Source organism: Microbacterium sp. NPDC097977, assembly GCF_040302605.1.
In the GTDB taxonomy this organism is placed as follows: domain Bacteria; phylum Actinomycetota; class Actinomycetes; order Actinomycetales; family Microbacteriaceae; genus Microbacterium.
The window spans coordinates 1-23,219 of record NZ_JBEOUR010000046.1 but is presented as its reverse complement, the minus strand read 5'-3'; the positions used below and the strand labels follow the sequence as shown (position 1 = coordinate 23,219).

The following is a 23,219-nucleotide window of genomic DNA, read 5'->3' as shown; positions in this document are numbered from 1 at the left end:
GAACCTCCAGTGGCGCTGGAGACGCGAGGACGAGTCAGGGGGGATCGTTGTCTGTGGCCCAGACCCGTGGGGGAGGGGCGGAGACAGGGGCGAGGAGCCCAGCCGGCGCCGTGCCATCGTGGTGGGACTATCTCCGCGACGCACACCGCCTGGAAGTGCATCGTCGTGAGGCACCATTCTCTTGGCGTGTGACCCGGCTTTGTGGGGACGAGCGCACGGCCACCGCGACGGGAGAGCTGCGTCGCACACGTGGTCTTCGCCGTCGTCGGGCTCGTCAGGGACCGCCACTCGACGAGATTGCCGCGTTGAGCGGCGGAGAGGAGCGGGACGGTTCCCTCCGATCCTTGGATCTCTCCTCCCTGCTCTGACGGCGTCAGCCGCGAGAGGACGGTGCATCTCGCGACGTGGCACGGTAGCAGACCCTCGCCCCGTCGCATCGGGAGCTCGACGGAGACGAGCGGGTACTGTGGTTCGACGGCATCCTGGCGCTCCTGAGCGGTTGCCCTGACTCTCACCAGGTGTACCCTTTAGGCACACGTTTCACGTGAAACACGCGGGTGCCGCGTCGGAGATCGGCGCGCAGGCCACCATCCGTTCCACCCAGAGGGGGAGGGATGCGCCTAGGCAGTTCTCAGCGGCCGCCGTAGGTCGGTCGACCGATGTCGAGATGGCCGGGACTGCGTGTGTCGATGATCATGCTTCGTGCCGTTCGGCCGAGACGGCCTCATGGTGTGCCAGGGAGATCGATCACAGGAATGTCGGGAGTAGGGACGTCCACGCTCCTATCGGTTCTGGGGGATCGCGGTCATCGGGTGATCGATACGGACTACGGAGCGCGGAAGACCGCAGTCGGGGTGTGGGATGAGATGCGGCTGTCTGCGTTGCTGAGCTCGGCGTCATCCGTCGTCGTCACAGGAGCGGGGCGGGAGAACCGGAGGAGGTTCTGTGATCGATTCGACCACGTGGTGCTGCCCTCGAGAACCGAGGAGGTGATCCTCGCCCGGGTCGCTTGCCGCGCGAACAATCACTACGGCCGTACCGAGAGCGAGCGGCGGGAGATGCGCACGCATCTGCAGGATGTCGAACCTCGGCTACGCGCGACTGCGACTGAGGAGTTCGAGGGCACGGACCCCCTAGATCACCTCGCCGATCGTATCGAGCGGCTTCTTTGGGAGTAGGTGTTTCACGTGAAACAGCCGGAACGCGAGCGGTCGTCTGTCCGGAACAGGGGACCGTGCGCGCGGCCGCACCTCCGACCCAGGCCCAGAGCCCCGGCACGCACGGAGACTCCTCTGCTCCTGCACAGGTGCGCCACGACATGCCGGACCTCTCTCCCGACGGGGCCGTTGAAATCCGGACTCCCATCGAGCCCGAATCGCACCCCGGAGTCGGCTTCTGCTCGTGTTCCAGAAACCTCAATCCCCGATCACGGGTGGTTTCCTACTTCCGCCCCATCCTGCATCGGACACACGATCTTCAGGAGTCGAAGGCCGCGAACGCCGGGATGCACCCGGGCGCTCACAGTCACTGTCTGCCGCAACGATTAGAGTGGAAGGCGGCCCCGAAAGGAGTGGATGTTTCACGTGAAACAGCCCGAAAAGGCATCACCGAAGAGCGATTTCGGGATGGACACACCCCTCGCGCGGGAGATCGCCGACCTGTCCGCACGTCGACGCGCTCTCGAAGGTGTGCAACTCCACTTCGGCGGAGAGACTCGCATCCTCACGGTCTCGAACCAGAAGGGCGGGGTCGGTAAGACGACCAGCGCGGTCAACGTCGCGGCCGCTCTCTCCGGCCTCGGAGCGAAGGTCCTCGTCATCGACCTGGATCCTCAGGGAAACGCGTCCACCGCGCTCGGCGTACCCCACAACGCGGAGACCCCGAGTGTGTACGACGTGCTGATCGAGGACACCGCACTCGCCGACATCGTGCAGCAGAGCCCTGAGGATGAGAACCTCTTCTGCGCCCCCAGCACCATCCACCTCGCTGGCGCCGAGATCGAGCTCGTGGCCCAGGTCGCACGCGAACACCGTCTCCGCAGGGCGCTCGATGTCTATCTCATCGACAGCCCCATGGACTTCGTCATCATCGACTGCCCGCCGTCGCTCGGACTCCTCACCATCAACGCCTTCACGGCAGCGCGTGAGGTCTTCATCCCCATCCAGTGCGAGTACTACGCACTCGAGGGACTGAGCCAGCTGCTGGGCAGCATCCAGATGATCCAGAAGCACCTCAATCCGGACCTTCACCTGTCGACGATCCTCCTCACGATGTTCGACGGGCGCACCCGTCTCGCACAGCAGGTCGCCGACGAGGTCCGCACCCACTTCCCGCAGCAGGTTCTGGACACCGTCATCCCGCGCTCCGTGCGGGTGTCGGAGGCACCGAGCTTCGGACAGACCGTGATCGCCTATGACGGGCAATCCGCCGGCGCCGTCGCCTACCGCGAGGCCGCTGTCGAGATCGCGTCGCGCACGGCGACGCAGAGCAAGGAGAAATGATGGCGAAGCGCACTGGACTGGGCCGGGGCATCGGTGCCCTCATTCCGACGGCGGATCAGTCGGAACGCCCCGTGGACGTCTTCTTCCCCGGAGCGAGTCTGCGGTCGAACCAGGCGACCGCGCCGGTCGAACCCGCTGCCGACCTCGAGGCGGTCCCCGGCATCCATCTCATCCAGATCGATCCTCAGAAGATCGTGCCGAACCCGCGGCAGCCGCGTACGCACTTCGACCCGAGCGACCTTGCGGAGCTCGTGCACAGTGTGCGCGAATTCGGCGTCCTGCAGCCGGTCGTGGTTCGCAAGAACGCGGATGGCGAGTACGAGCTGATCATGGGGGAGAGGCGCACACGCGCCGCGCGCGAGGCCGGTCTGGACGCCATCCCCGCAGTGGTGCGCGAGACGGCGGACGAGGATCTGCTGCGTGACGCCCTTCTCGAGAACCTGCACAGGTCGGAGCTGAACCCTCTGGAAGAAGCCTCCGCCTACCAGCAGCTGCTGGAGGACTTCGGCATCACTCAGGAGGAGCTGGCGACGCGCATCGGTCGATCGCGCCCCCAGATCAGCAACACGATCCGCCTGCTCAAGCTGCCGGTTCCCGTGCAGCAGCGCGTGGCGGCCGGCGTGCTGACGGCTGGGCACGCACGCGCGATCCTCAGCCTCGACACCCCGGAGGCGATGCAGCGCCTCGCCGACAAGGTCGTGAACGAGGACCTCTCGGTCCGTGCCACCGAGGTCGCCGCCAAGACGGAGCCGACCACAGCGACGCGCACCGCGAAGCCGACGCCCGGGGCCCGTCGTGCCTACCTCGACGAGGTCGCAGGCAACCTCGGAGATCGCCTCAACACCCGCGTCAAGGTCTCGTTGGGTGCGCGAAAGGGGCAGGTCATCATCGATTTCGCATCGATTCAGGACCTGAACCGCATTCTCACCGAGCTCGGCGAATCGGGCTACGGTTCGGCGTGACACGCCCCTGCAGGAGCTGACGGGACGTAGACTCCCGACATCGCGATGATGAGAGGGATGCCATGGCCACTGCATTGAATCCGGAAGGCGTCCGGCGCCGCGTCATCGCGGTCAGCATCGCCGCCGCCCTCGGCGGTTTCCTGTTCGGCTTCGACACGGCCGTGATCAACGGTGCGGTCGACGCTCTTGCGGGCACGACGTCGGGCTTCGACCTCGGCGTCGGGCTCAAGGGCTTCGCCGTCTCGTCCGCGCTGATCGGCTGCGCGGTCGGTGCATGGTTCGCGGGGCCGATCGCGAACAAACGCGGACGCATCCCCGTGATGGTGGTCGCGGCGGCGATGTTCTTCGTCTCCGCCATCGGCTCCGGTCTCGCCTTCAGCGTGGTCGACCTCATCATCTGGCGGGTGATCGGCGGACTCGGTGTCGGAGCGGCATCCGTCATCGCGCCGGCCTACATCGCCGAGGTCTCTCCCGCGGCCATCCGTGGCCGGCTGGGCTCACTCCAACAGCTCGCCATCGTCACGGGCATCTTCGCGGCCCTGCTGTCGGATGCCCTGCTCGCGAACCTCGCCGGCGCGGCGGACCAGCCGCTGTGGGGGCTCACCGCCTGGCGATGGATGTTCATGGTCGCGGCGATCCCCGCGCTCGTCTACGGGCTCATGTCCCTGAGGCTTCCCGAGTCGCCGAGGTACCTCGTGCGCAAGGGCGACCTGAAACGGGCGGGGGAGGTCCTGCATACGGTGACCGGCGCCGTCGACGTCGAGGCGAAGATCAAGGAGATCACCAGCACGATCGACACGGAGCGCAAGGAGTCCCTGAGCGATCTGCGCGGCAGCCGCCTGGGCCTGAAGCCGATCGTGTGGGTCGGCATCCTGCTCTCGGTCTTCCAGCAGTTCGTCGGCATCAACGTGATCTTCTACTACTCGACCACGCTGTGGCAGTCCGTCGGATTCGACGAGTCGAGCGCGCTGCTGACCTCCGTCATCACGTCGGTGACGAACATCGTGGTGACGATCGTGGCGATCCTGCTCGTCGACAAGGTGGGCCGCCGCATCATGCTGCTCGTCGGCTCCGTCGGAATGACCGTGACGCTGGGTCTGATGGCGCTCGCGTTCTCGTTCGGCACGCTGGATGCCGAGGGCACGGCGACGCTGCCCGACCCCTGGGCCACGGTGGCCCTGATCTGCGCCAACGGGTTCGTGGTGTTCTTCGGAGCCACCTGGGGCCCGCTGGTCTGGGTGCTTCTGGGAGAGATCTTCCCGAACTCGATCCGCGCGGGGGCCCTCGCGGTCGCTGCTGCGGCGCAGTGGGCGGCGAACTTCTTCATCTCGACGACGTTCCCGATCTTCGCCGACATCGGCCTCACGTTCGCCTACGGCTTCTACGCGTTCTTCGCTCTGCTGTCGTTCTTCTTCGTCTACTTCAAGGTTCCGGAGACCAAGGGCAAGGAGCTCGAGGAGATGACAGACGAGTTGAAGGTGGAGCGCCGGGGCACGCGAAAGGCCACGTAGGCTGGAAGCATGACCGAGTCCGTTCCCCGTCGCGCCAGCCTCGAGGTGCTGAGAGCCGAAGCCTCGGACGAGCTCGCCGTGTTGATCCAGGAGCGCCTTCTCGGGGGCGAGGATCCCTGGGACTTCATGGAGGAGCTCCCCAGCGTCGATGAGCTCGTGGTCTTCCTCCTGCGGGCCGACAACATCACCGCGAACGACGGCGTGCGGCCCAACGCGGCTCGTCACTATCGAGTGCTGCGACAGATCGCGTTGGAGTATCCGGAACTCACCCCGGCGGTCTGGCGCCTGCTCGACGAGACGCAGCGTCATCGCCGGTGGGATCCGACGGTCGCCGACGCGTCCTGATCCGTCGGATGCCGCGCATACTCGTCCCGTACGATCCGTCGTGGCCGGCGCGTTTCGCGTCGTTCGCCACGGAGCTGCGTGAACTCGCCCGTGCGGACTGGGCCATCGAGCACATCGGATCCACGGCGATCCCGGGCATGCGCGCGAAGCCGATCATCGACCTCGCCGTCAGGATCCGGGATCTCGAGGACTTCGGGGCTCACCTGTCCGCGCTCGAGAGCGGAGGGTGGCGGCGTGGCAGCGCGGTGCGCTCGCATCCGGTCATGATCCTCGAGCGTGAGGGCGCTCGTGTCGCGATCGCGCACTTCTTCACGGCCGGGGAGTGGGATGCCGTGCATCAGCGCATCCTGCGTGACTGGCTCCGGTCGCATCCGGACGACGCCGACCTCTACGTGCACGCGAAGTGCGACGCCGTGGCGGCCGCCGCACGCGGGACATCGGCCTACAACGCTGCGAAGACGCCGGTGATCCAGGAGATCGTCGATCGTGCGCGGGCGGCACGGGGACTGCCCTCCGTCCCGGTCTCCGACAAGTAGCCGCGGCGGCGCGTCCGGAGAGCGCTCCAGACGGGCAGGAGCGCGTGCGGATGCGGATCCGGACACGGAAAAGGCCGCCACCCCCGAAGGGGTGACGGCCTGGGAAAGATCCTGATCAGCCGATGAAGTCGGCGAGGTCCTTCTCGAGAGCGGGCTTCGGCTTGGCGCCGATGATGGTCGTCTTGACCTCACCGCCCTGGAACACCTTCATCGCGGGGATGGAGGTGATCTGGTACTTCATCGCCAGCTGCGGGTTCTCGTCCACGTTCAGCTTGAGGATGGTGATCTTGTCGGGGTTGTCCGCCTGGATCTGGTCCAGAACGGGGGCGACCATACGACACGGTCCGCACCACTCGGCCCAGAAGTCCACGAGGACGGGACCTTCGGCCTGCAGAACGTCCTGCTCCCAGGTCGCCTGGCTCGTAGCCTTTGCACTCATCAGAGTTCTCCTTGTTCGAGGTTCGCCTACTACAACAGCAGGCGTCGTGAAACTGTTCCCGACCGCTCAGGCCGTGAGGATCTCGGCGGCTTCCGCGGCCGGGACCTCGACGGAGGCGTCTTCGAGATCGGCGAGGAAGTGCTCGGCGTCGAGAGCCGCGACCGTGCCCGATCCGGCAGCGGTGATCGCCTGACGGTAGGTCGGGTCGATCACGTCGCCGGCGGCGAACACCCCGGGAACCGAGGTCTTCGACGAGCGGCCGTCGACCCAGATGGTCCCCTCGGCGGTCAGCTCGAGCTTGTCGTGCACGAGGTGGGTGCGCGGGTCGTTGCCGATCGCGATGAACAGACCGTCGAGGGCCAGATCGCTGAGCGTGCCGTCGACCGTGTTGCGCAGCTGCACTCCCGAGACGGAGTCACCGCCGAGGATCTCGGCGACCTCGCTGTTCCAGACGAACTCGATCTTCTCGTTCGCGAAGGCGCGCTCCTGCATGATCTTCGAGGCGCGCAGCGTGTCCTTGCGGTGGATGACGTAGACCTTGTCGGCGAAGCGGGTGAGGAACGTCGCCTCCTCCATCGCCGAGTCTCCGCCGCCGACCACGGCGATCGTCTTCTCACGGAAGAAGAACCCGTCGCACGTGGCGCACCACGAGACGCCGTATCCGGACAGACGCTCTTCGCCCTCGATGCCGAGCTTGCGGTACGCCGAGCCGGTCGCGTAGATGAGCGTCTGGGCCTCGTGCACCGTTCCGCTGCCGAGCGTGACCTTCTTGACGGTTCCGTCGAGGTCGAGTTCGGTGACGTCGTCGTAGACGACCTCGGTGCCGAACTTCTCGGCCTGCTCCTGGAACTTGGCCATGAGCTCGGGGCCCTGGATCCCCTCGGGGAAGCCCGGGTAGTTCTCGACCTCGGTGGTGTTCATCAGCTCTCCGCCGACCTCGACGGTGCTCGCGATGAGCAGCGGCTTGAGGTTCGCGCGCGCCGCGTAGATGGCGGCGGTGAATCCGGCGGGACCGGAACCGATGATGATGACCTGACGCATGTGCTCTCCGTCGTAGATGCTGAGACGCCGAAAGACGTTCGACTGCTTCAACCAATGGTAACCGCGCGACATTCCCGCGCGTGGGCGGTCAGCGGCCGGGCAGGAAGCGGCGCAGCATCGAGCCCGCGACCGTGAGCTCCGGGGCGCGCATGATCGCCAGGATGCCGATGTAGACGACCACGACCACAGCACCGATGATGCAGGTGCCGATCGCGCCGAGGAGCTGGCCGCTCATGGTCCAACCTTCGGTGCCGCCGAGCAGCAGGAAGACTCCCCATCCGGCCAGCCCGGCGGGCACGGCGGCGACCGCGAACCGGCCGATCGCGCTCATCCACGACCCGATCTGCAGACCGCCGATCTTGCGGTGCAGCAGCCAGATGGCGATCACCGTCTGCAGTGTGCTCGCGATCGACTGCCCGAGTGCGACCCCGGCGGCGAGCAGCGTCACGGGGATCACGTCAAGAGAGTAGAGCAGCGAGGCCAGCAGCGCGGTGCCGACGACGAGGGCGCACTGGAAGATCGTGAACCAGAACGGGGTACGCGTGTCGTCGTAGGCGTAGAACGTCCTCTGGACGATGAAGAGCACCGTGAGCGGGAGCAGGCCGATGAGATAGGCGACGAGCACCGGTGCGGCACCGAAGGCCTCGTTCAGATTGCTCGAGAAGACGCGAGACGCCGGGAAGGTGGCGGCGGCGACCGCGGCGATGGCCGCCACGATGAAGAACACCAGAGTGCGGATGCTGCGGGTGATGTCGGCGCGCACCTCGTCGTGGCGGCCGGCCGCCGCATGTTCGCTGATCTGCGTGAAGTACGGGGTGCCGATGGACAGCACGATGACCGAGTACGGGAGCATGAAGACCAGCCAGGCGTTCGCCAGGACGGTGGAGGACGCCCCGGCGCCGGAGGCGGTGGTGGCGACGCTGCTCTGGAAGAACCCGGCGGCGATCCCTGCGAGTGCCATCAGCATCGTCCACCCGGCGAGCCGGCCCACCGTGCCGAGACCCGCGCCACGCCAGCGGAAGTCGGGACGGAGGGACAGCCCCGTACGCCGCCAGAACACCAGGAGCACGAGGGCCTGGAGAGCGATGCCGAGCGTCGCTGTGCCTCCGAGCATCGCGACCATCTGGGGGGTCCAGGACGCGGCGCTCCGGGGCACCTCGTGGAACACGGCGCCGAGGGCGAGGAAGCCGGCGATCGACACGATGTTGTTGATGACAGGTGCCCAGGTGAAGGGACCGAAGACGCGGCGGGCGTTCAGAGTCTCACCGAGGAGCGCGTAGACGCCGTAGAAGAGGATCTGCGGCAGGCACCAGTAGGCGAAGGCGATGGCCAGCGCGCGCAGCTCTTGCTGCTTCTCGGATGTGGCGAGCCACACCAGGCCCGGGGCGGCGATCATCGCGATCGCGGTGCAGACGAGCAGCACCACGACGCCGAGGGTGAACAGCTTGGAGATGAACGGCCCGCCGCCGTCGGGCTTCGCAGTGGCCTTGACGATCTGCGGGACGATGACTGCGGTCAACACGCCGACCGAGATCAGCTGGAAGACGCTGTTGGGGAGCTGGTTGGCCACCGTGAACGCGTCGGCCGCCTGCGAGATCGAACCCAGCACCCCGACCAGGACGATGCTGCGCAGAAGACCGGTCACTCGCGACACCATCGTGCCGGCGGCGATCACGGCGCTGGCACGGCCGAGGCTACTCATCGCGCTCCTCGCGGGCTCTGCGCCCATCGACGTCGTCGACGTTCTCGACACTGCCGACGGTCTCGGGCACGTCGTCTGTCTCTTCGGGATCGGCGGCATCCGTCTCGACGCCCGCTTCTGCGTCGCTCTCGCGACGACGGCGGCGCACCGTGCGGATCACGCCGACGCTGAGGAGCAGCACGATCAGCCCGCCGAACAGGGCGAGGCCGATGGTCTCCCACTCGGCCCGCACCGAGACGCGGACGCGCTCGGGCTGGCTGATCTGCACGCCCGTGGGGCTGGAGAGCTCGAGGGTCAGCGTGACCTCACCGCTTCCCACTCGCGCCGATACGGGCACCTTCACTCTGCCGTTCGAATTGGGCTGGATGGTCGCCGCCGTGACCTTCTGCACGTCGAGGCGCGGATCGCTCGGGCGTACCGAGAGCATCACGTTCACCGGCCATGGCAGGTCGTTCCGCACCGAGAACGGCAGATCGGCATTGGCGGTCAGCAGCTGGATGGTGCTGGACGGCGGGATGTCCACGGCGTCGAGAGTCGCGTTCGTCGCGATGTGCACCGCAGCGGTCGCCTCGTCGAACTTCTTCGCGGTCAGGCCCACGGCGGTCGCACGGAGGATCTGGATGCGCTTGGGGCTCAGCAGCAGCTGCCGATCGTCGAGGATCGAGGCGAAATCGTCGAGGACGACCTCGTCGGCGAGCATCCGCTGCAGGGCGGCGCCACGCGAGGCGTCCGGTTCCGCCACGAGAGAGACGGGGACGCTGGGCGTCGCGAGGACCTCGGTGAGCCCGAAACCGGGGGAGTCGACGGCGGCGATCGCCTCGCGCAGGGCGTCGGCCGAGCGGGTGTCGTCGCGATCGAGCCCCACGAGGAGGGGCGTCGCGGGGTTGGGGAGCGCCGAGAGGTACACCTGCGCGGTGGCCTCGGAGAGCAGTCGCTGGCGGGACGCGGCATCGTTCTCGCTCGCGGCCTCGGAGAGGGCGTCAGACGCGGCGGTGTCCGAGACGAGGATGTCGCTGGTGCCTGCGGTGGCTCGAGCTCCGGCAGCGCCGCCGAGACTGGCGGAGGAGAGGATCGTGACGCCACCGTCTCCGACGTAGCCGGCGAAGGCGTCGAGATCGGTCGCGGTGACGTCGCTGCGCGGCCACAGCACGCCCGCGGTCGCCCCGTCGACCGAACGCAGATCGGCATCGCTGGGGATGCTCGGGCTGCCGGGCGACGGGCTGGGCGTGCCCGACGACGAGGGTGAGGGCGTCGGGGCGTCGGAGGGCGTCGCGCCCGCAGGGGTGGCGAAGTCGCTCGGGGTCACGAACGGCAGCAGCGAGGTCGGCTGCAGCAGCGCGGTGAGCCCGGCCTGCGCCTGGGTCGTCGCATCCGCGTCGCCGAACTGCAGGGCGAACCGGTCATTGGGCAGTTCGTCGAGCTGGCGCAGCCATTCCCGGGCGCTCTGCGGTGCGGACGAGCCGAGCACGTTGACGGCGGCGGTGATCGCGGGGTCGATCGCGAGGATGGCGCCTGTGCCTCTGACCCCGTCGATCGCCGCGGTGAGCGCGCCGTCGGGTGCGGTGAGCACCGTCAGCTCCTCCGACGTCAGGAGGGCGCCGCGGGCGGGAGTGGCCGTGATCGGTACGATCACCGCGATCGGAGGATTCGGCGTCGTGGTGACCACCAGCACAGAGGTCGACGTCACGGCATCCGAGTCGTTCTGCCCCTGCGTCTGGGCCCCGCTGAGCGTGGCGCGCAGCGGGTAGACGCCCGGCGCGAGGTCGGCCAGCGCTTCGGGGGGAACGGCGATGGTCGTGGTCGCTGCCGACTCGGCGTCCACTGTTCCCGTCGCGTCGGTGCCGAGCTCGTCGAAATCGCCCGTGACCTCGGCGTCGTCGAGCCAGGAGGTCACCGCGGTGGGGCTCGACAGGGCGGTGCGGTTGATCTCGACGGTGACGCGACCCGCGGAGAGCGATGACGACTCGTCGTTCTGCACGGTCAGCGAGGCGGTGGTGCCGCTGCCCGGGGCGATCGCGCCACGCACGCCCGCAGAGAGGATCAGCTCGATCGCGGGTGCGTCGTCCGCGTCGGAATCGGTCGCGGCGACCGCGCTCCCCGTTCCCGTCGCACACAGGCCGAGAGCGATCGCCGAGATGACGGATCCGCACGCGACGCGCTGCAGGCGCGTGCGGTGGCCGTTCTCGGGGGTGGTCGCGGTCATGGAAGTCTTCCTCGAACGCCGGTGATCTCAGGCTGCTCGTGAGTGCTGACCTTGTGATTCTAGGTGGCACGCGCGAGGAGAACCCTGAAGACGCGTAGAGTGACGGCCGTGTCCGACGCCCCGTTCCCCGTGCCAGATCCGATCCGCGCCACCGCGCTCGCGGCCGACCTCGACGCCGCCGACCTGCGCTCGGAGCCGCTGCGCCGACTGTGGGGAGAAGAAGAGGACGACGCCCTCGCTCGCGGCATGAGGGAGCCGATCCTGCGCGCGATCGCGCACGATGACGGACCGCTCGCGACCCTCGGACGCCTGCTCGTGCTGGGAATGCCGCAGCCCCTCACGGCAGTGGCCACGGCCCTGCCGACCCTCGGAGTGGAGGGCCTGGTGGCTCTCGGGCTGGCGCGCGTGGACGCGGCATCCGTGACCCCGACCGCCCTGCTGCGGCCGCAGTCCTTCGTCGACGCCGACGGCTTCGGCGAATGGTGGATCGCCAGCGATCTCGACGAGACGGCGCTGGACGGCGCCCTCCCCGCCGACCATGTGCTCGGCGTCGGCGGCGCCTCCCGCACGCTCGCCGAGATCGTGATGCCGGTCGAGGTCGACCGCGCGCTCGACCTCGGCACCGGATGCGGCATCCAGGCCCTCCTGGTCGCCCGGCACGCCCGCTCGGTCGTCGCCACCGATATCTCGACGAGGGCTCTCGCCTTCGCGGAGCTGAACGCGCAGCTGAACGGCGTCTCGACCATCGAGTTCCGCCTCGGCAGCATGTTCGAGCCGGTCGCCGGAGAGACCTTCGACCTGATCGTGTCGAACCCGCCGTTCGTCATCACCCCTCGCGCCGAGGGCGTGCCGGAGTACGAGTACCGCGACGGGGGCCTCGTCGGCGACGCTCTGGTGGAGCAGTTCATCGCCACTGCTCCGCAGCACCTCGCGCCCGGCGGGTCGGCGCAGCTGCTCGGCAACTGGGAGTCCCGCGGAGGGCAGCGGTCGCTGACCGGTCGAGCGGGACTCGATCGCGTCTCGTCGTGGGTTCCCGGCGAGCTCGACCTGTGGGTCGTGCAGCGCGAGGAGCTGACCCCTCTCGCCTACGCCGAGCTCTGGATCCGCGACGGCGGAACGACGCCACGGGATGCCGCCTTCACCCCGCTGCTGCGCGCCTGGCTCGACGACTTCGCCGCACGCGGGGTGACCGCGGTCGGCTTCGGGTACATCCTGATCCGACGTCCCGCCCACGCCGGTGCTCCGCTGCGCAGGCTCGAGCGTCTGCCGCAGCCGGTGTCGAACGTCGGGAGCGCGCTGCGCGACGGCCTCGCCGCACACGACCTGCTGGCCGGGGGCGTTCCACCGATGCTGCTGACCGCGGCGGACGTCACCGAAGCCCGCCACCTGCTGCCGGGCAACGACGACCCCAGCATCATCGAGCTGCGCCAGGGAGGGGGCTTCGCCCGGACCCTCACGGTGGATCCTGCGCTCGCCGCGTTCGTGGGCGCGTGCGACGGCGACCTCACGGTCATGCAGATCGTCGCGGCGCTCGCCGACCTGTTCGAGGTGCCGCTCGCCGACCTCTGGGCGGACCTCGAACCGCGCATCCGGCAGCTCATCCTCGACGGCCTTCTCGTGGCGGGTGGCCGGTAGGGAATACCCGCCGACATCCATGCGTTCGAATACACCATGAAGGCTTTCGGATTCCTCTCTTTCGGGCACTACGCCGATGTGCCGGGTTCAGCGACCCGCACGGCCGGCGACATGCTGAAGCAGACCATCGAGATCGCGGAGGGTGCTGACGAGATCGGCGTCAACGGCGCATCGGTCCGTGTGCACCACTGGGCCCGCCAGGCCGCCTCGCCGATGCCGCTGCTGTCGGCCATGGCCGCGCGCACGAAGCGCATCGAGGTGGGCACCGGCGTGATCGACATGCGATACGAGAACCCGTTCCAGTTCGCCGAGGAGGCGGCCGCCCTCGATCTCATCGCCGACGGGCGCATCGCGCTCGGCGTGAGCCGTGGGTCACCCGAGACCGCACTGCGCGGGTACGAGACCTTCGGTTTCCACGATGAAGAGGACCCCGAGCGCGGCAGCGTGATCGCACGCGAGAAGTTCGACCTCTTCCTGCGGGCCATCGACGGTGAAGGCCTCGCCCCGGGAGATCCCCGCATGGTCGGCGCCGGACGCTACCTGGCGATCGAACCGCAGTCGCCGACGCTGCGCGACCACATCTGGTGGGGATCGGGATCGCGTGCCACGGCCGAGGAGACCGGACGCAAGGGCCTCAACATGATGAGCTCGACGCTTCTCACCGAGGCGACCGGCGTGCCGTTCCACCAGCTGCAGCGCGAGCAGATCGATCTCTTCCGCGCCGCCTACAAGGAGGCCGGTCACACCGGCGCTCCGCGCGTCTCGGTCAGCCGCAGCGTCTTCCCGCTGGTCTCCGACATGGATCGTGCCTACTTCGGTCTGCGCAGCGAGGAGAACGCCGACCAGATCGGCATCATCGACGGGTTCCGGTCGACCTTCGGCAAGACCTATGCGGCGGAGCCGGACGTGCTGATCCGGCAGCTCCTCGCCGACGAGGCGGTGATGTCGGCGGACACCCTGCTGCTGACCATCCCGAACCAGCTCGGGCCGGAGTACAACCTGCATGTGCTCGAGGCGTTCGCCGAGCATGTCGCTCCCGCACTCGGGTGGAAGCCCAACACGGAGGGCCCGGTGCAGGGAGACGCGATCTAGCGCGATCCGTTCGTGGTGTGGATCACCCTGAGCCGCTCGCACACGACCGGCATGGACGGGTCGAAGCCGCGCGGATCCTCCGAGTGCGCACGCCAGAACCGCTCATGCGTCTCGCGCCAGTGCGCCAGAGTGCGGTCGCCCTCTCCTTCGGCGAAGGCGTGGGCCTCGGAGACGTCGCCGAAGGGGATGACGTCGACGGACACGGTCTCCACGAGAGCACGCGGTGCTCCGCGTCCATCGAGAACGATGTTCAGCAGGCCGGGTTCGGGAACGGGGTCGTGCGTGTACTCGTAGTCCCAGAGGGAGGACGCTGTCGCGGTCTTCGTGCCGTTGAGCACGAGGGCCAGGAGATCGTCGGCCTGCGCCGGCGTCGCCCCGAACGCCCAGGCGTCGGGGACGGCCTCAGGCAGCGCCGGCACGGCGGCGCGGCACTCTCGCCAGAACTCGTCGATGTCGAGGGGGTCGTTCATCCGGTCAGCCTATTCGTCGCTAGGGTGCAGTCATGACTAGCGATCGCGGACCGGAGGAGGAGTGGGACTACTCTCCCCTTCCCGCCGATATGCGGCTCTACGACGCACGCACCTACACCGACCTCGGGACACTCGAGGTCGACGGCGAGACGTTCGCGATCCGCGGGAGCGACGACGGCGCACATCACTACGACTGGGTGTCCGGGCCCAACCCGGGGTACGGCTTCACGGTCGGTGGTGGGTCGTCGCCGCGCAGCCGCGACCGGCACGTGGCAGAGATCCGCGACTTCCTGGCGGCCGTGGATCCGGCGACCGGGTACCTCTGAGGCGGAAGCCCACCCGTCGGCCTCGCGCGCAGCACTGTCGTCGCTCGTGGGATCAGGCCGGACCGAAGAGCTCCTCGCCGTGTTCGTGCAGCAGCCGGTAGGCGTCGGCGAACGTCTCGGGCTCGGGCTCACCGGGCGCGCCGTATTTCGCGATGAGCAGACCGAGCAGGCCGCGGGCGGGCGGAGTCAGCGGCTTCAGCTCGGTGGGATCGCCGGGCGACGGTTCCCGCGCCTCGGGGTTCGGCGGCGTGTAGGCGGGAGTGGTGATGGGCCAGTCGGCGGGATGCCGCGGCTTGTCGAGGTTCACGACCTCGAAGAGCGTGTTCGCCGACTGATCCCTGTCGTTGAGCGGCTTCAGGCCGTGCAGGCGCGACAGGGTCGCGGTGACGGAACCGTGGTGCATCTCCTCGTGCACGATGGTGCCGCGTTTCGTGTAGGCCGACACCGCGATGGCCGGCACACGGCATCCGAGGCGGTCGAAGGTGAAGCCCATCTCGCCGGGCCCCGTGTCGGGCGTCGGCGTCGTCGCGGCTGGCGGCGGCACGTGGTCATAGCATCCGCCGTGCTCGTCGAACGTGATGAGCAGCAGGGTGTTGACCGCGTTCGACCCCTTCGGGGAGGCGCTTGTGCGCACCGCCTCGTAGATGTCGTGGATGAGCCGGTCGCCCGCGCGCACGTCAGAGATCGCGCTGTCGTAGACGGGCTCGCCGTCGGCCTCGCTCTCGCGTGGGGCTCCGAACGGCGGATGGAAGTCGTTGTGGTCGTAGACCATGCGCGGTTCGATGAACGCGTAGGCGGGAAGCGTGCCGTTCTTCGCGTCGTCGTAGAAGTCCTCCATCGTGCCGAAGTGCTCGGTGCGCCAGTACTTCTCGAGCACCGCCGCGTGCAGCATCCCCGTGAAGGACACCAGCTGCAGCTTGTCGATGTAGATCTTCCAGCTGACCTTCTCGTCTTCGAGGCGGTTGAAGACTGTCGGCGCCGCGGGTGCGTCGATCCATTTGCGGTACCCGCCGCCCGCCTGGTTGGTGACGAATCCGTGCGATGTGGAGGCGTGGAAGAACGACCGGTTGCAGAACGTCTGCGACGGCACTCCGGCGAACCAATGATCGAACACCGCGAACTCCGCCGCGAGCGTCGAGAGCACCGGGAGCATCTCGGGCGAGAAGGAGCCCATGATGTGCGCCGCCTCCTGCGGGGCGGGGTCGGCGCCCTTGCGCAGCCGACGGAAGTTGATGATGTAGTCCTCGAGGAACCCCGACATCGTGGCCTTCTCGCCATGCGTCGGGGCGTTGAAAGGGGCCGTCATCTGGTCGACGAACAGGTCGGCGTTGCCCGGCGGGTCGACGGTGCCGAAGATCTGCGTGTTGACGTGCGGGTACTCCTCGCCGGGATCCGGGTCGGGCAGGCTCATGATCCGGTCGGTGTCGCCCGTGTACACATGCGCGTCGACCACCGTGCCGTCACGGGCCGTGTTGCTGTGCGTGCCGAACGCGAGCCCCTCGAACCGCTCGCTCGCGGGCAGGTTCTCGGTCGAGTAGAGGTAGCCGAGCAGGTTGTCGAAGGAGCGGTTCTCGCCCATGACCACGACGAGGTGGTCGAAGCCCGGCTCGCTGCGGGGTGTGAGCGCGGCGAACGGATCGGGATCCGCCGCGAAACCACGCCGGTCTCCGGCGGCGACGCCGGCGCCGATGGCCGCCCCGCCGGCCCCGCCGATCACGGCACCGGCGAGGGCCGCCCCGCCCATCTTGAGGAATCCGCGCCGTGACGGGTCCTTCGTGCCCTGCGGCTCGTCTGCAGTCATGGAGCCGATCCTAGGCTCGGGCCGCGCCGCGCGCATCGTGTTGGCTACGGTGGGGGCATGACCTCTGCAGACGAGACCTCCATCGCGGCGCGCGTCCAGGCGGTCAACACCGACTTCACCCGACGCCAGACGCGGCTGTTCCTCACGTTCGCGCTGATCGAGGGGCCGGTGCTGCTGCTCCTCGCCGTCGCCATCTACGGCTTCGAGCTCATCGAACCGCAGATCGGCGTCTGGTTCCTCCTCGCCGTCGCCATGGTCGGCGGCTTCCTGCTGAGCGCCCTCCTGCTGCGGCTCGTGCAGGCGCGAGCACGCGCGGTCGCACAGGCACGAGGCGACAACCCGCTGTTCTGACCGCGGACCCTTCGCGCCGACGGGCGGTGCGCGCTCCCCGGTACGCTGGAACCCATGCTCAACATGGCTGACGGCCTCGCCCGTCTCGGTGCGCTCGCCGGGAATCCGGTCGTCCGCACCCTCGCAGAGGCGTTCTCGGCTGCGGGCTACGATCTCGCCGTCGTCGGCGGCCCCGTGCGCGATGCGCTGCTCGGTCGCCCCACGCACGATCTCGACTTCACCACGAACGCACGCCCCGACGACATCCTGCGCATCGTCACGCCGATCTCGACCGCCCAGTGGGACATCGGCCGCGCATTCGGCACCATCGGCGCGCGGGTGCAGGGCGAGCAGGTCGAGGTCACCACGTACCGCGCCGACAGCTACGACGGGGTGACGCGCAAGCCGACCGTCGAGTTCGGCGACACGATCGATGCCGATCTGCACCGCCGCGACTTCACCGTCAACGCCATGGCGCTGCTGGTGCCCGAGGTGAAGCTCGTCGACCCGACCGGGGGAGTCGAGGACCTCGTCGGCGGCGTCCTGCGCACGCCCGCCGATCCCCAGATCTCGTTCGGCGACGACCCGCTGCGCATGCTGCGGGCTGCGCGATTCAGCGCACAGCTCGGCTTCCGGATCGACGACGGCACGGACGAGGCCATCACGCAGCTGCGCACGACCCTCGGGATCGTGAGCCCCGAACGCATCCAGTCGGAGCTCGTGCGGCTGATGCAGACCGACGACCCCGTGCGCGGCATCCGTGTGCTCGTCGACACCGGCCTGATCGAGGAGTTCCTGCCCGAGGTGAGCGCACTGCGCCTCGAGGTCGATGAGCACCATCACCACAAGGACGTCTACGAGCACTCGCTGACGGTGCTCAGCCAGGCGATCGCGCTCGAACGGTCGCGCCACCCGGGCTCGGCCCCCGACGTGCCCCTGCGGATCGCCGCGCTGCTGCACGACATCGGCAAGCCGCGCACGCGCAAGCTCGAAGACGGCGGCGCGGTCACCTTCCACCACCACGACGTCGTCGGCTCGCGCATGGCCCGCAAGCGACTGCAGTCGCTGCGCTTCGACACCGCGACCACGACGAGCGTCGCCACGCTCATCGAGCTGCACCTCCGCTTCTTCGGATACGCCGAAGGCGCATGGACGGATGCCGCGGTGCGCCGCTATGTGCGCGACGCCGGAGACGAGCTCGAGCGCCTGCACATCCTCACCCGCGCCGACGTCACCACCCGCAACAAGCGCAAGGCCGGACGCCTCGCCTCGGCCTACGACGACATCGAGTCGCGTATCGCCGCGCTGCGCGAGCAGGAGGAGCTGGACTCCATCCGCCCCGAGCTCGACGGCAACCGGATCCAGAGCATCCTGGGGATCGCGCCGGGGCGCGAGGTCGGCGAGGCCTACCGGTTCCTGCTCGAGGTGCGACTCGACGAAGGCGTGATCGGTGCGGATGCCGCAGAACAGCGCCTCCGCGAGTGGTGGGCCGCGCGGGCCTGAGCCCGCTCGCTCAGGCGAAGGCCCTCACTCCTCCGACTCTTCGGTCTCGGCCGTGAGGCCCAGTGCCTCCCGCACGAGGTGGGAGATGTCGATCGAGATGATCCGCTCGCTCATGATCAGCAGGCCTCAGGGTGCGGGGGACTCGGTCGGCTGCGGCTGCAGCTCGTCATCGGCGTCGGGACTCGGCGTCGGGCTCTCCTGTGCGGATTCGATGCTCGGCGCCTTCTGGAACGGAGGCTCGGGACGCTTGATCGTCGACGTGTCCGGCTGGAACATGTCGGTGTCGATGTCGGCCTCATCGAGCGGGTAGATGTTCCATACCGGCTTGCCGCGATAGTCCTCGATGGGAACGGTGGCGATGAGGCCGTCGTCCTGCACGCCGAACTGCGATTCTCCATCCTCGGTCGAGAAGAGATTCTGCCCACCGCTCGCTCCGTACAGGTCGAGCGGGGTTCCCTTGCCCGTGAAGAGCTGCACGCGGTCGATCGGATTCCCCTCCGCGTCGTAGGCGAAGATGTTGTTGATCTGCACGCCGTCGAGCATGAGGCCCTGCGGTGAGTACTCATCGCCGACGTACTCGACGCGCGGGGTGAGGGTCGACGCGAGGATGAACGGCAGCATCACCACGGCGATGACGCTCACAACTGTCCGCACATGCCGCAGCCAGTTCTGAGGGAGCCACAGCCCGCGACCCCATTGCACGCTGACGATCACCAGCGCGAGGCCGATGAGCCAGTTCATCGGCGCGAGGGGCATGATCGCTCCGAGCGGAGTGCCGACGACGAGTGCGAACATCGCGATGCCCCGCAGAACCCACCACACCGGGCGCAGGGCGATGAGCAGATCGAGCAGCCAGGCTCCGAAGACACTGCCGCGGATGCTGTCGGCCGTCGCCGTCCGCCAGGCCGCGAAGCGGTCCCGCATGCGGATTCGCTGACCGTCCTCCGACCGCGGGGGGAGCCCTGCGGCCGACCGCAGCTCCTCGGCGTAGGCCGCGGGATCACCCAGTTCGAGGACGCCGTCGTTGTCGGCGGCCTGATCGGCGAGGTCGGCGGTGAGTCCGGTCATGATCTCGTCGAGTTCGTCGGCGGGGAGGTCGTCGAGATGCGCGCGCACGGCGGAGGCGAACGCCCGGATCTGCTCGTCGATAGTGACGGCGGTGTCGTTCATCGGTTCTCTCCGATCGTGGATGGCCCGGTGCCTGAGTCGGCGGTGAGGAGGGCGGACATCGCGCCCGCGAAGTCCAGCCAGGTGACGGTCTGGGTGTCGAGAGCCGCGCGGCCCTGGGGGTTGATCGCGTAGTACTTGCGATGGGGGCCGCCCTCGGAGGGGACGACGTAGCTCGCGAGGCTCCCTGCGGCATAGAGGCGACGCAGTGTGCCGTAGACCGACGCATCGCCGACATCGCCGAGGCCGGCGTCGCGCAGTCTGCGCACGATGTCGTAGCCGTAGCCGTCCTCGGTGCGCAGCACCGCGAGCACGGCGACGTCGAGCACTCCCTTGAGGAGCTGAGTGGTGTCCATCGGACCTCCTTCACTGCAGTGCACGCTACCACGCACTGCACAGTAGTGCGCAAGGCGCACCCGGTCACGTATCCATGGCGCCGGAATATCGCTCCTTCCGCGCACGACATCCGGCTCCTACACTGAGGAAAAGCTCCGCCGACGACGATCGGAGATGCCATGGTGGCCCGGTGGGAGACGTCACGTGAGGGTCCGCTCGAGACCTCTCGTCTGCTGGTCGAGCGTGCGCATGAGGAGCTGATCGCCGGCAATCTCGACGACCACCGACTGCAGCAGGTGCGCCCGCTGGTGAGGGAGTCGTGGGTCCGATCCTGGCGGGGCCGCGTAGGGCCCGAGAGCATGCCGGGAATAGCACTCGAGACCGAGGAGCTCGAGGCGTATCGGCTCACGCATCCGCTCGCCTCTGCGATGGACATGATCCGTGCCCTGCTCCTGCCCGGGCACGCGAAGGACACCGGGGTCGTCATCGCCGTCGGCGACCAGGCCGGTCGCCTGCTGTGGATCGAAGGCGATCGGGAGCTGCGAACCCTGACCGAGGCCATGGGCTTCGTCGCCGGGGCGAACTGGGCGGAGGATGCCGTCGGCACCTCGGCCCCCGGTACAGCGCTGGAGCTCGGACACTCGGTGCAGATCCGCGGCGCCGAGCACTACAACCGGCTCGTGCGTCCGTGGTCCTGTTCCGCGGCACCGGTGCGCGACCCCGAGACGCAGCGGGTGCTGGGGGTGATCGACATCACCGGCGGTGACGATGTGATCTCACCACAGGCGCGGATGCTCGTCGATGCCACCGCTCGCGCGGTCGAGTCCGAGCTCATGGTGGCCCGCCTGCGGGCACGCGCCAACACCCCGCGGCTGACCACGATCGCATCACGCGCCAAGCCCACCAGACGCGCCACCCTGCACGTCCTGGGTCGAGACAAGGCGCGGCTCGAGACCGAGACCGAGCTCGAGGAATCGGTGATCGATCTCAGCGCCCGGCACGCCGAGATCCTGCTGATGCTCGCCATGCACCGTCAGGGACTGTCGGCCGAACGGCTGAGCGAGCTGGTCTACGGCCCCGGTGCCTCCGCCGACACCCTGCGCCCCGAGATGGTCCGCCTGCGCAAGGTGCTCGAGAAGCATGCCCCCGGCCTGGTGCCGGATTCTCGGCCGTACCGGCTGCGGGTGGCCCTCGAGACCGATGCGCAGGACGTGCTGTCGCTGCTCGACCGCGGCGCGCACCGTGTGGCGCTCACCGCCTACCGCGGACCCGTGTTGCCGGAGTCGACCTCGCCGGGAGTCGAGGAGGTCCGCGAGACGGTCAGAGCCGCGTTGCGCGAGGCCATGCTGTCAGAGGCGAGCCTCGACGTGCTGCTCGCCTACGCCGACATCCCCGAAGGGCAGGCGGATGCCGCAGCTCTCCGCCTCGCCCTCGAGATGCTCCCGGCCCGGTCGCCCAGACGGGGAGGACTCGTCGCGCGCATCGAGCGCCTCGAGGAGCGCTGACGCCCGCAACCCGGTGCAACGTTGCGCATCGGGGTGCAACCTCGGTCGACCTACCTTCGAGTCATCAGCCGCAGCACCGACGCGCGGCCCGTCGAAGGAGTCACCGATGACCATCGTCGAAGAAGACGTCACCACTGCCCCGGCATCCACCGCGTATGCCGCCCCCGGCCAGCCCGGAGCCGTCGCGAGCTATCGTCCGCGCTACGGGCACTACATCGGCGGAGAGTTCGTCGACCCGGTCAAGGGACAGTTCTTCGAGAACGTGAGTCCGGTGAACGGCAAGACCTTCACGGAGGTGGGCCGAGGAACCGTCGAGGACATCGACCTCGCCGTGGACGTCGCCTGGAAGGCCTTCGCGAGCTGGGGGAAGACGAGCCCGGCCGAGCGCTCGGTGATCCTCAACCGGATCGCCGACCGCATCGAGCAGCACCTCGAGGAGATCGCGGTCGCCGAGACGTGGGAGAACGGCAAGCCGGTGCGGGAGACACTGGCCGCCGACATCCCGCTCGCCGTCGATCACTTCCGCTACTTCGCCGGCGTTCTGCGCGCTCAGGAGGGCGGCATCAGCCAGCTCGACGAGAACACCGTGGCGTACCACTTCCACGAGCCGCTCGGCGTGGTGGGCCAGATCATCCCCTGGAACTTCCCGATCCTCATGGCCGTGTGGAAGCTCGCGCCGGCGCTCGCCGCGGGCAACTGTGTGGTCATCAAGCCGGCCGAGCAGACGCCGGCATCCCTGCTCTTCCTGTTCGACATCATCGGCGACCTTCTTCCGGCCGGCGTCGTCAACATCGTCAACGGCTTCGGGATCGAGGCGGGCGCACCGCTCGCGCAGCACAAGCGCATCCGCAAGGTCGCCTTCACCGGAGAGACCACGACCGGGCGTCTGATCATGCAGTACGCCTCGCAGAACCTCATTCCCGTGACGCTGGAGCTCGGGGGCAAGAGCCCCAACGTGTTCTTCGAGGACGTCGCGCGCGACACCGCCGACCCGTTCTACGACAAGGCTCTCGAGGGCTTCACGATGTTCGCGCTGAACCAGGGCGAGGTGTGCACGTGCCCGTCGCGAGCGCTCATCCAGCGCTCGATCTACGACGGGTTCCTCGCCGACGGCCTCGAGCGGGTGAAGAAGGTCGTGCAGGGGAATCCGCTGGACCCGGCCACGATGATCGGAGCGCAGGCGTCGAACGACCAGCTCGAGAAGATCCTCAGCTACATCGACATCGGCAAGCAGGGTGGCGCGCGGCTGCTCACGGGTGGGGAGCGCGTCGAGCTCGGCGGCGATCTCAGCGAGGGCTTCTACGTCGCCCCGACCGTCTTCGAGGGCACGAACGACATGCGCATCTTCCAGGAGGAGATCTTCGGTCCCGTGCTCTCGGTCACCTCGTTCGACGGCTTCGACGACGCGATCTCGATCGCGAACGACACGCTGTACGGTCTGGGTGCCGGCGTCTGGAGCCGCAGTGGTGACACCGCGTACCGCGCGGGCCGTGCGATCGAGGCCGGCCGCGTCTGGACGAACACGTATCACCAGTACCCGGCTCACGCCGCGTTCGGCGGATACAAGCAGTCGGGCGTCGGTCGCGAGAACCACAAGATGATGCTCGACCACTACCAGCAGACCAAGAACCTCCTGGTCTCGTACGCAGAAGGCCCGATGGGGTTCTTCTGAGCTCGGCGGCCGCTCTTCGTCTCGTCGCTGCGCTCCTCGCTCAGGGGGCGGGGCGGGGCGGGGGCGGAGCGGCCGCCTCCTGAGCGGGCGGGGCGGGGCGGCCGCCTCCTGAGCGGGCGGGGCGAGGCGGCCGCCTCCTGAG

At 68.5% G+C, this 23,219-nt stretch carries 20 protein-coding genes; 12 read left to right on the top strand and 8 right to left on the bottom strand.

Features of this window, described 5'->3' with window-relative positions; genetic code table 11:
- Positions 1–1,625: 1,625 nt before the first annotated feature.
- From ABTZ43_RS11420 to ABTZ43_RS11400, 5 genes are all read left to right on the top strand, one after another.
- Positions 1,626–2,501 (top strand): ParA family protein, encoded by an 876-nt coding sequence (locus tag ABTZ43_RS11420; RefSeq protein ID WP_200946567.1) that lies wholly within the window; start codon positions 1,626–1,628, stop codon positions 2,499–2,501.
- Positions 2,501–3,463 (top strand): ParB/RepB/Spo0J family partition protein, encoded by a 963-nt coding sequence (locus ABTZ43_RS11415; protein ID WP_314094708.1) that lies wholly within the window; start codon positions 2,501–2,503, stop codon positions 3,461–3,463. Before ABTZ43_RS11420 ends, ABTZ43_RS11415 begins: the two co-directional genes overlap by 1 nt.
- 62 nt (positions 3,464–3,525) lie before the next feature.
- Positions 3,526–4,974: a sugar porter family MFS transporter gene (locus ABTZ43_RS11410; RefSeq protein ID WP_045253999.1), complete on the top strand. Its 1,449-nt coding sequence runs from the start codon at positions 3,526–3,528 to the stop codon at positions 4,972–4,974.
- Positions 4,975–4,983: 9 nt separating this feature from the next.
- Complete coding sequence (locus ABTZ43_RS11405; RefSeq protein ID WP_045253998.1) at positions 4,984–5,319, top strand: hypothetical protein; 336 nt, start codon at positions 4,984–4,986, stop codon at positions 5,317–5,319.
- An 8-nt stretch (positions 5,320–5,327) separates the two neighbouring features.
- A complete protein-coding gene (locus ABTZ43_RS11400; protein ID WP_350538875.1) occupies positions 5,328–5,855 on the top strand; it encodes a GrpB family protein in 528 nt (175 codons plus the stop codon).
- 115 nt (positions 5,856–5,970) lie between these two features.
- Here ABTZ43_RS11400 and trxA read toward each other — a convergent pair whose 3' ends face one another.
- From trxA to ABTZ43_RS11380, 4 genes are all read right to left on the bottom strand, one after another.
- On the bottom strand, positions 5,971–6,294 hold the full coding sequence (gene trxA / locus ABTZ43_RS11395) for a thioredoxin (RefSeq protein WP_056414458.1): 324 nt from the start codon (positions 6,292–6,294) through the stop codon (positions 5,971–5,973).
- 66 nt (positions 6,295–6,360) lie between these two features.
- Positions 6,361–7,335: a thioredoxin-disulfide reductase gene (trxB, locus tag ABTZ43_RS11390; protein WP_056419139.1), complete on the bottom strand. Its 975-nt coding sequence runs from the start codon at positions 7,333–7,335 to the stop codon at positions 6,361–6,363.
- Positions 7,336–7,423: 88 nt separating this feature from the next.
- Positions 7,424–9,037, bottom strand: a complete 1,614-nt coding sequence (gene murJ / locus ABTZ43_RS11385) for a murein biosynthesis integral membrane protein MurJ (RefSeq protein ID WP_350538874.1) — start codon at positions 9,035–9,037, stop codon at positions 7,424–7,426.
- Positions 9,030–11,240, bottom strand: a complete 2,211-nt coding sequence (locus ABTZ43_RS11380; protein WP_350538873.1) for a DUF6049 family protein — start codon at positions 11,238–11,240, stop codon at positions 9,030–9,032. The genes murJ and ABTZ43_RS11380 overlap by 8 nt, the downstream gene beginning before the upstream one ends.
- A gap of 99 nt (positions 11,241–11,339) precedes the next feature.
- Between ABTZ43_RS11380 and ABTZ43_RS11375 the strand changes: the two genes are divergently transcribed.
- Both ABTZ43_RS11375 and ABTZ43_RS11370 read left to right on the top strand, forming a co-directional pair.
- Positions 11,340–12,875 carry a class I SAM-dependent methyltransferase gene (locus ABTZ43_RS11375; RefSeq protein ID WP_350538872.1) on the top strand — a complete coding sequence of 512 codons (1,536 nt, stop codon included), beginning with the start codon at positions 11,340–11,342 and terminating at the stop codon, positions 12,873–12,875.
- Between the two features lie 36 nt (positions 12,876–12,911).
- Positions 12,912–13,967, top strand: a complete 1,056-nt coding sequence (locus tag ABTZ43_RS11370) for an LLM class flavin-dependent oxidoreductase (protein ID WP_149421943.1) — start codon at positions 12,912–12,914, stop codon at positions 13,965–13,967.
- Here ABTZ43_RS11370 and ABTZ43_RS11365 read toward each other — a convergent pair.
- Entirely contained in the window at positions 13,964–14,437 is a 474-nt protein-coding gene (locus ABTZ43_RS11365) for an ASCH domain-containing protein (protein WP_350538871.1), read from the bottom strand. The genes ABTZ43_RS11370 and ABTZ43_RS11365 overlap by 4 nt on opposite strands.
- Before the next feature lie 32 nt (positions 14,438–14,469).
- Between ABTZ43_RS11365 and ABTZ43_RS11360 the strand changes: the two genes are divergently transcribed.
- Positions 14,470–14,763 carry a hypothetical protein gene (locus ABTZ43_RS11360; protein WP_350538870.1) on the top strand — a complete coding sequence of 98 codons (294 nt, stop codon included), beginning with the start codon at positions 14,470–14,472 and terminating at the stop codon, positions 14,761–14,763.
- 52 nt (positions 14,764–14,815) lie between these two features.
- Here ABTZ43_RS11360 and ABTZ43_RS11355 read toward each other — a convergent pair whose 3' ends face one another.
- Positions 14,816–16,564, bottom strand: a complete 1,749-nt coding sequence (locus tag ABTZ43_RS11355) for an alkaline phosphatase family protein (protein WP_350538868.1) — start codon at positions 16,562–16,564, stop codon at positions 14,816–14,818.
- Positions 16,565–16,621: 57 nt separating this feature from the next.
- Here ABTZ43_RS11355 and ABTZ43_RS11350 point away from each other — a divergent pair, with 57 nt between their 5' ends.
- Together ABTZ43_RS11350 and ABTZ43_RS11345 are read left to right on the top strand one after the other, a co-directional pair.
- Positions 16,622–16,915 (top strand): hypothetical protein, encoded by a 294-nt coding sequence (locus ABTZ43_RS11350; RefSeq protein ID WP_350538867.1) that lies wholly within the window; start codon positions 16,622–16,624, stop codon positions 16,913–16,915.
- Between the two features lie 54 nt (positions 16,916–16,969).
- The gene (locus ABTZ43_RS11345; RefSeq protein WP_149421948.1) at positions 16,970–18,397 is read left to right on the top strand and encodes a CCA tRNA nucleotidyltransferase; all 1,428 of its coding nucleotides are present in this window, start codon (positions 16,970–16,972) and stop codon (positions 18,395–18,397) included.
- A gap of 126 nt (positions 18,398–18,523) precedes the next feature.
- On the opposite strand, the gene ABTZ43_RS11340 is transcribed toward ABTZ43_RS11345, so the two are convergent.
- Together ABTZ43_RS11340 and ABTZ43_RS11335 are read right to left on the bottom strand one after the other, a co-directional pair.
- On the bottom strand, positions 18,524–19,567 hold the full coding sequence (locus tag ABTZ43_RS11340) for a DUF1700 domain-containing protein (protein ID WP_350538865.1): 1,044 nt from the start codon (positions 19,565–19,567) through the stop codon (positions 18,524–18,526).
- Positions 19,564–19,920, bottom strand: coding sequence for a PadR family transcriptional regulator (locus tag ABTZ43_RS11335; RefSeq protein ID WP_056414491.1), 357 nt, complete (start codon positions 19,918–19,920; stop codon positions 19,564–19,566). Before ABTZ43_RS11335 ends, ABTZ43_RS11340 begins: the two co-directional genes overlap by 4 nt.
- A gap of 159 nt (positions 19,921–20,079) precedes the next feature.
- Here ABTZ43_RS11335 and ABTZ43_RS11330 point away from each other — a divergent pair, with 159 nt between their 5' ends.
- Positions 20,080–21,405, top strand: coding sequence for a GAF domain-containing protein (locus tag ABTZ43_RS11330; protein ID WP_350538864.1), 1,326 nt, complete (start codon positions 20,080–20,082; stop codon positions 21,403–21,405).
- A gap of 106 nt (positions 21,406–21,511) precedes the next feature.
- The gene (gene exaC / locus ABTZ43_RS11325; protein ID WP_350538863.1) at positions 21,512–23,077 is read left to right on the top strand and encodes an acetaldehyde dehydrogenase ExaC; all 1,566 of its coding nucleotides are present in this window, start codon (positions 21,512–21,514) and stop codon (positions 23,075–23,077) included.
- Positions 23,078–23,219: the final 142 nt, after the last annotated feature.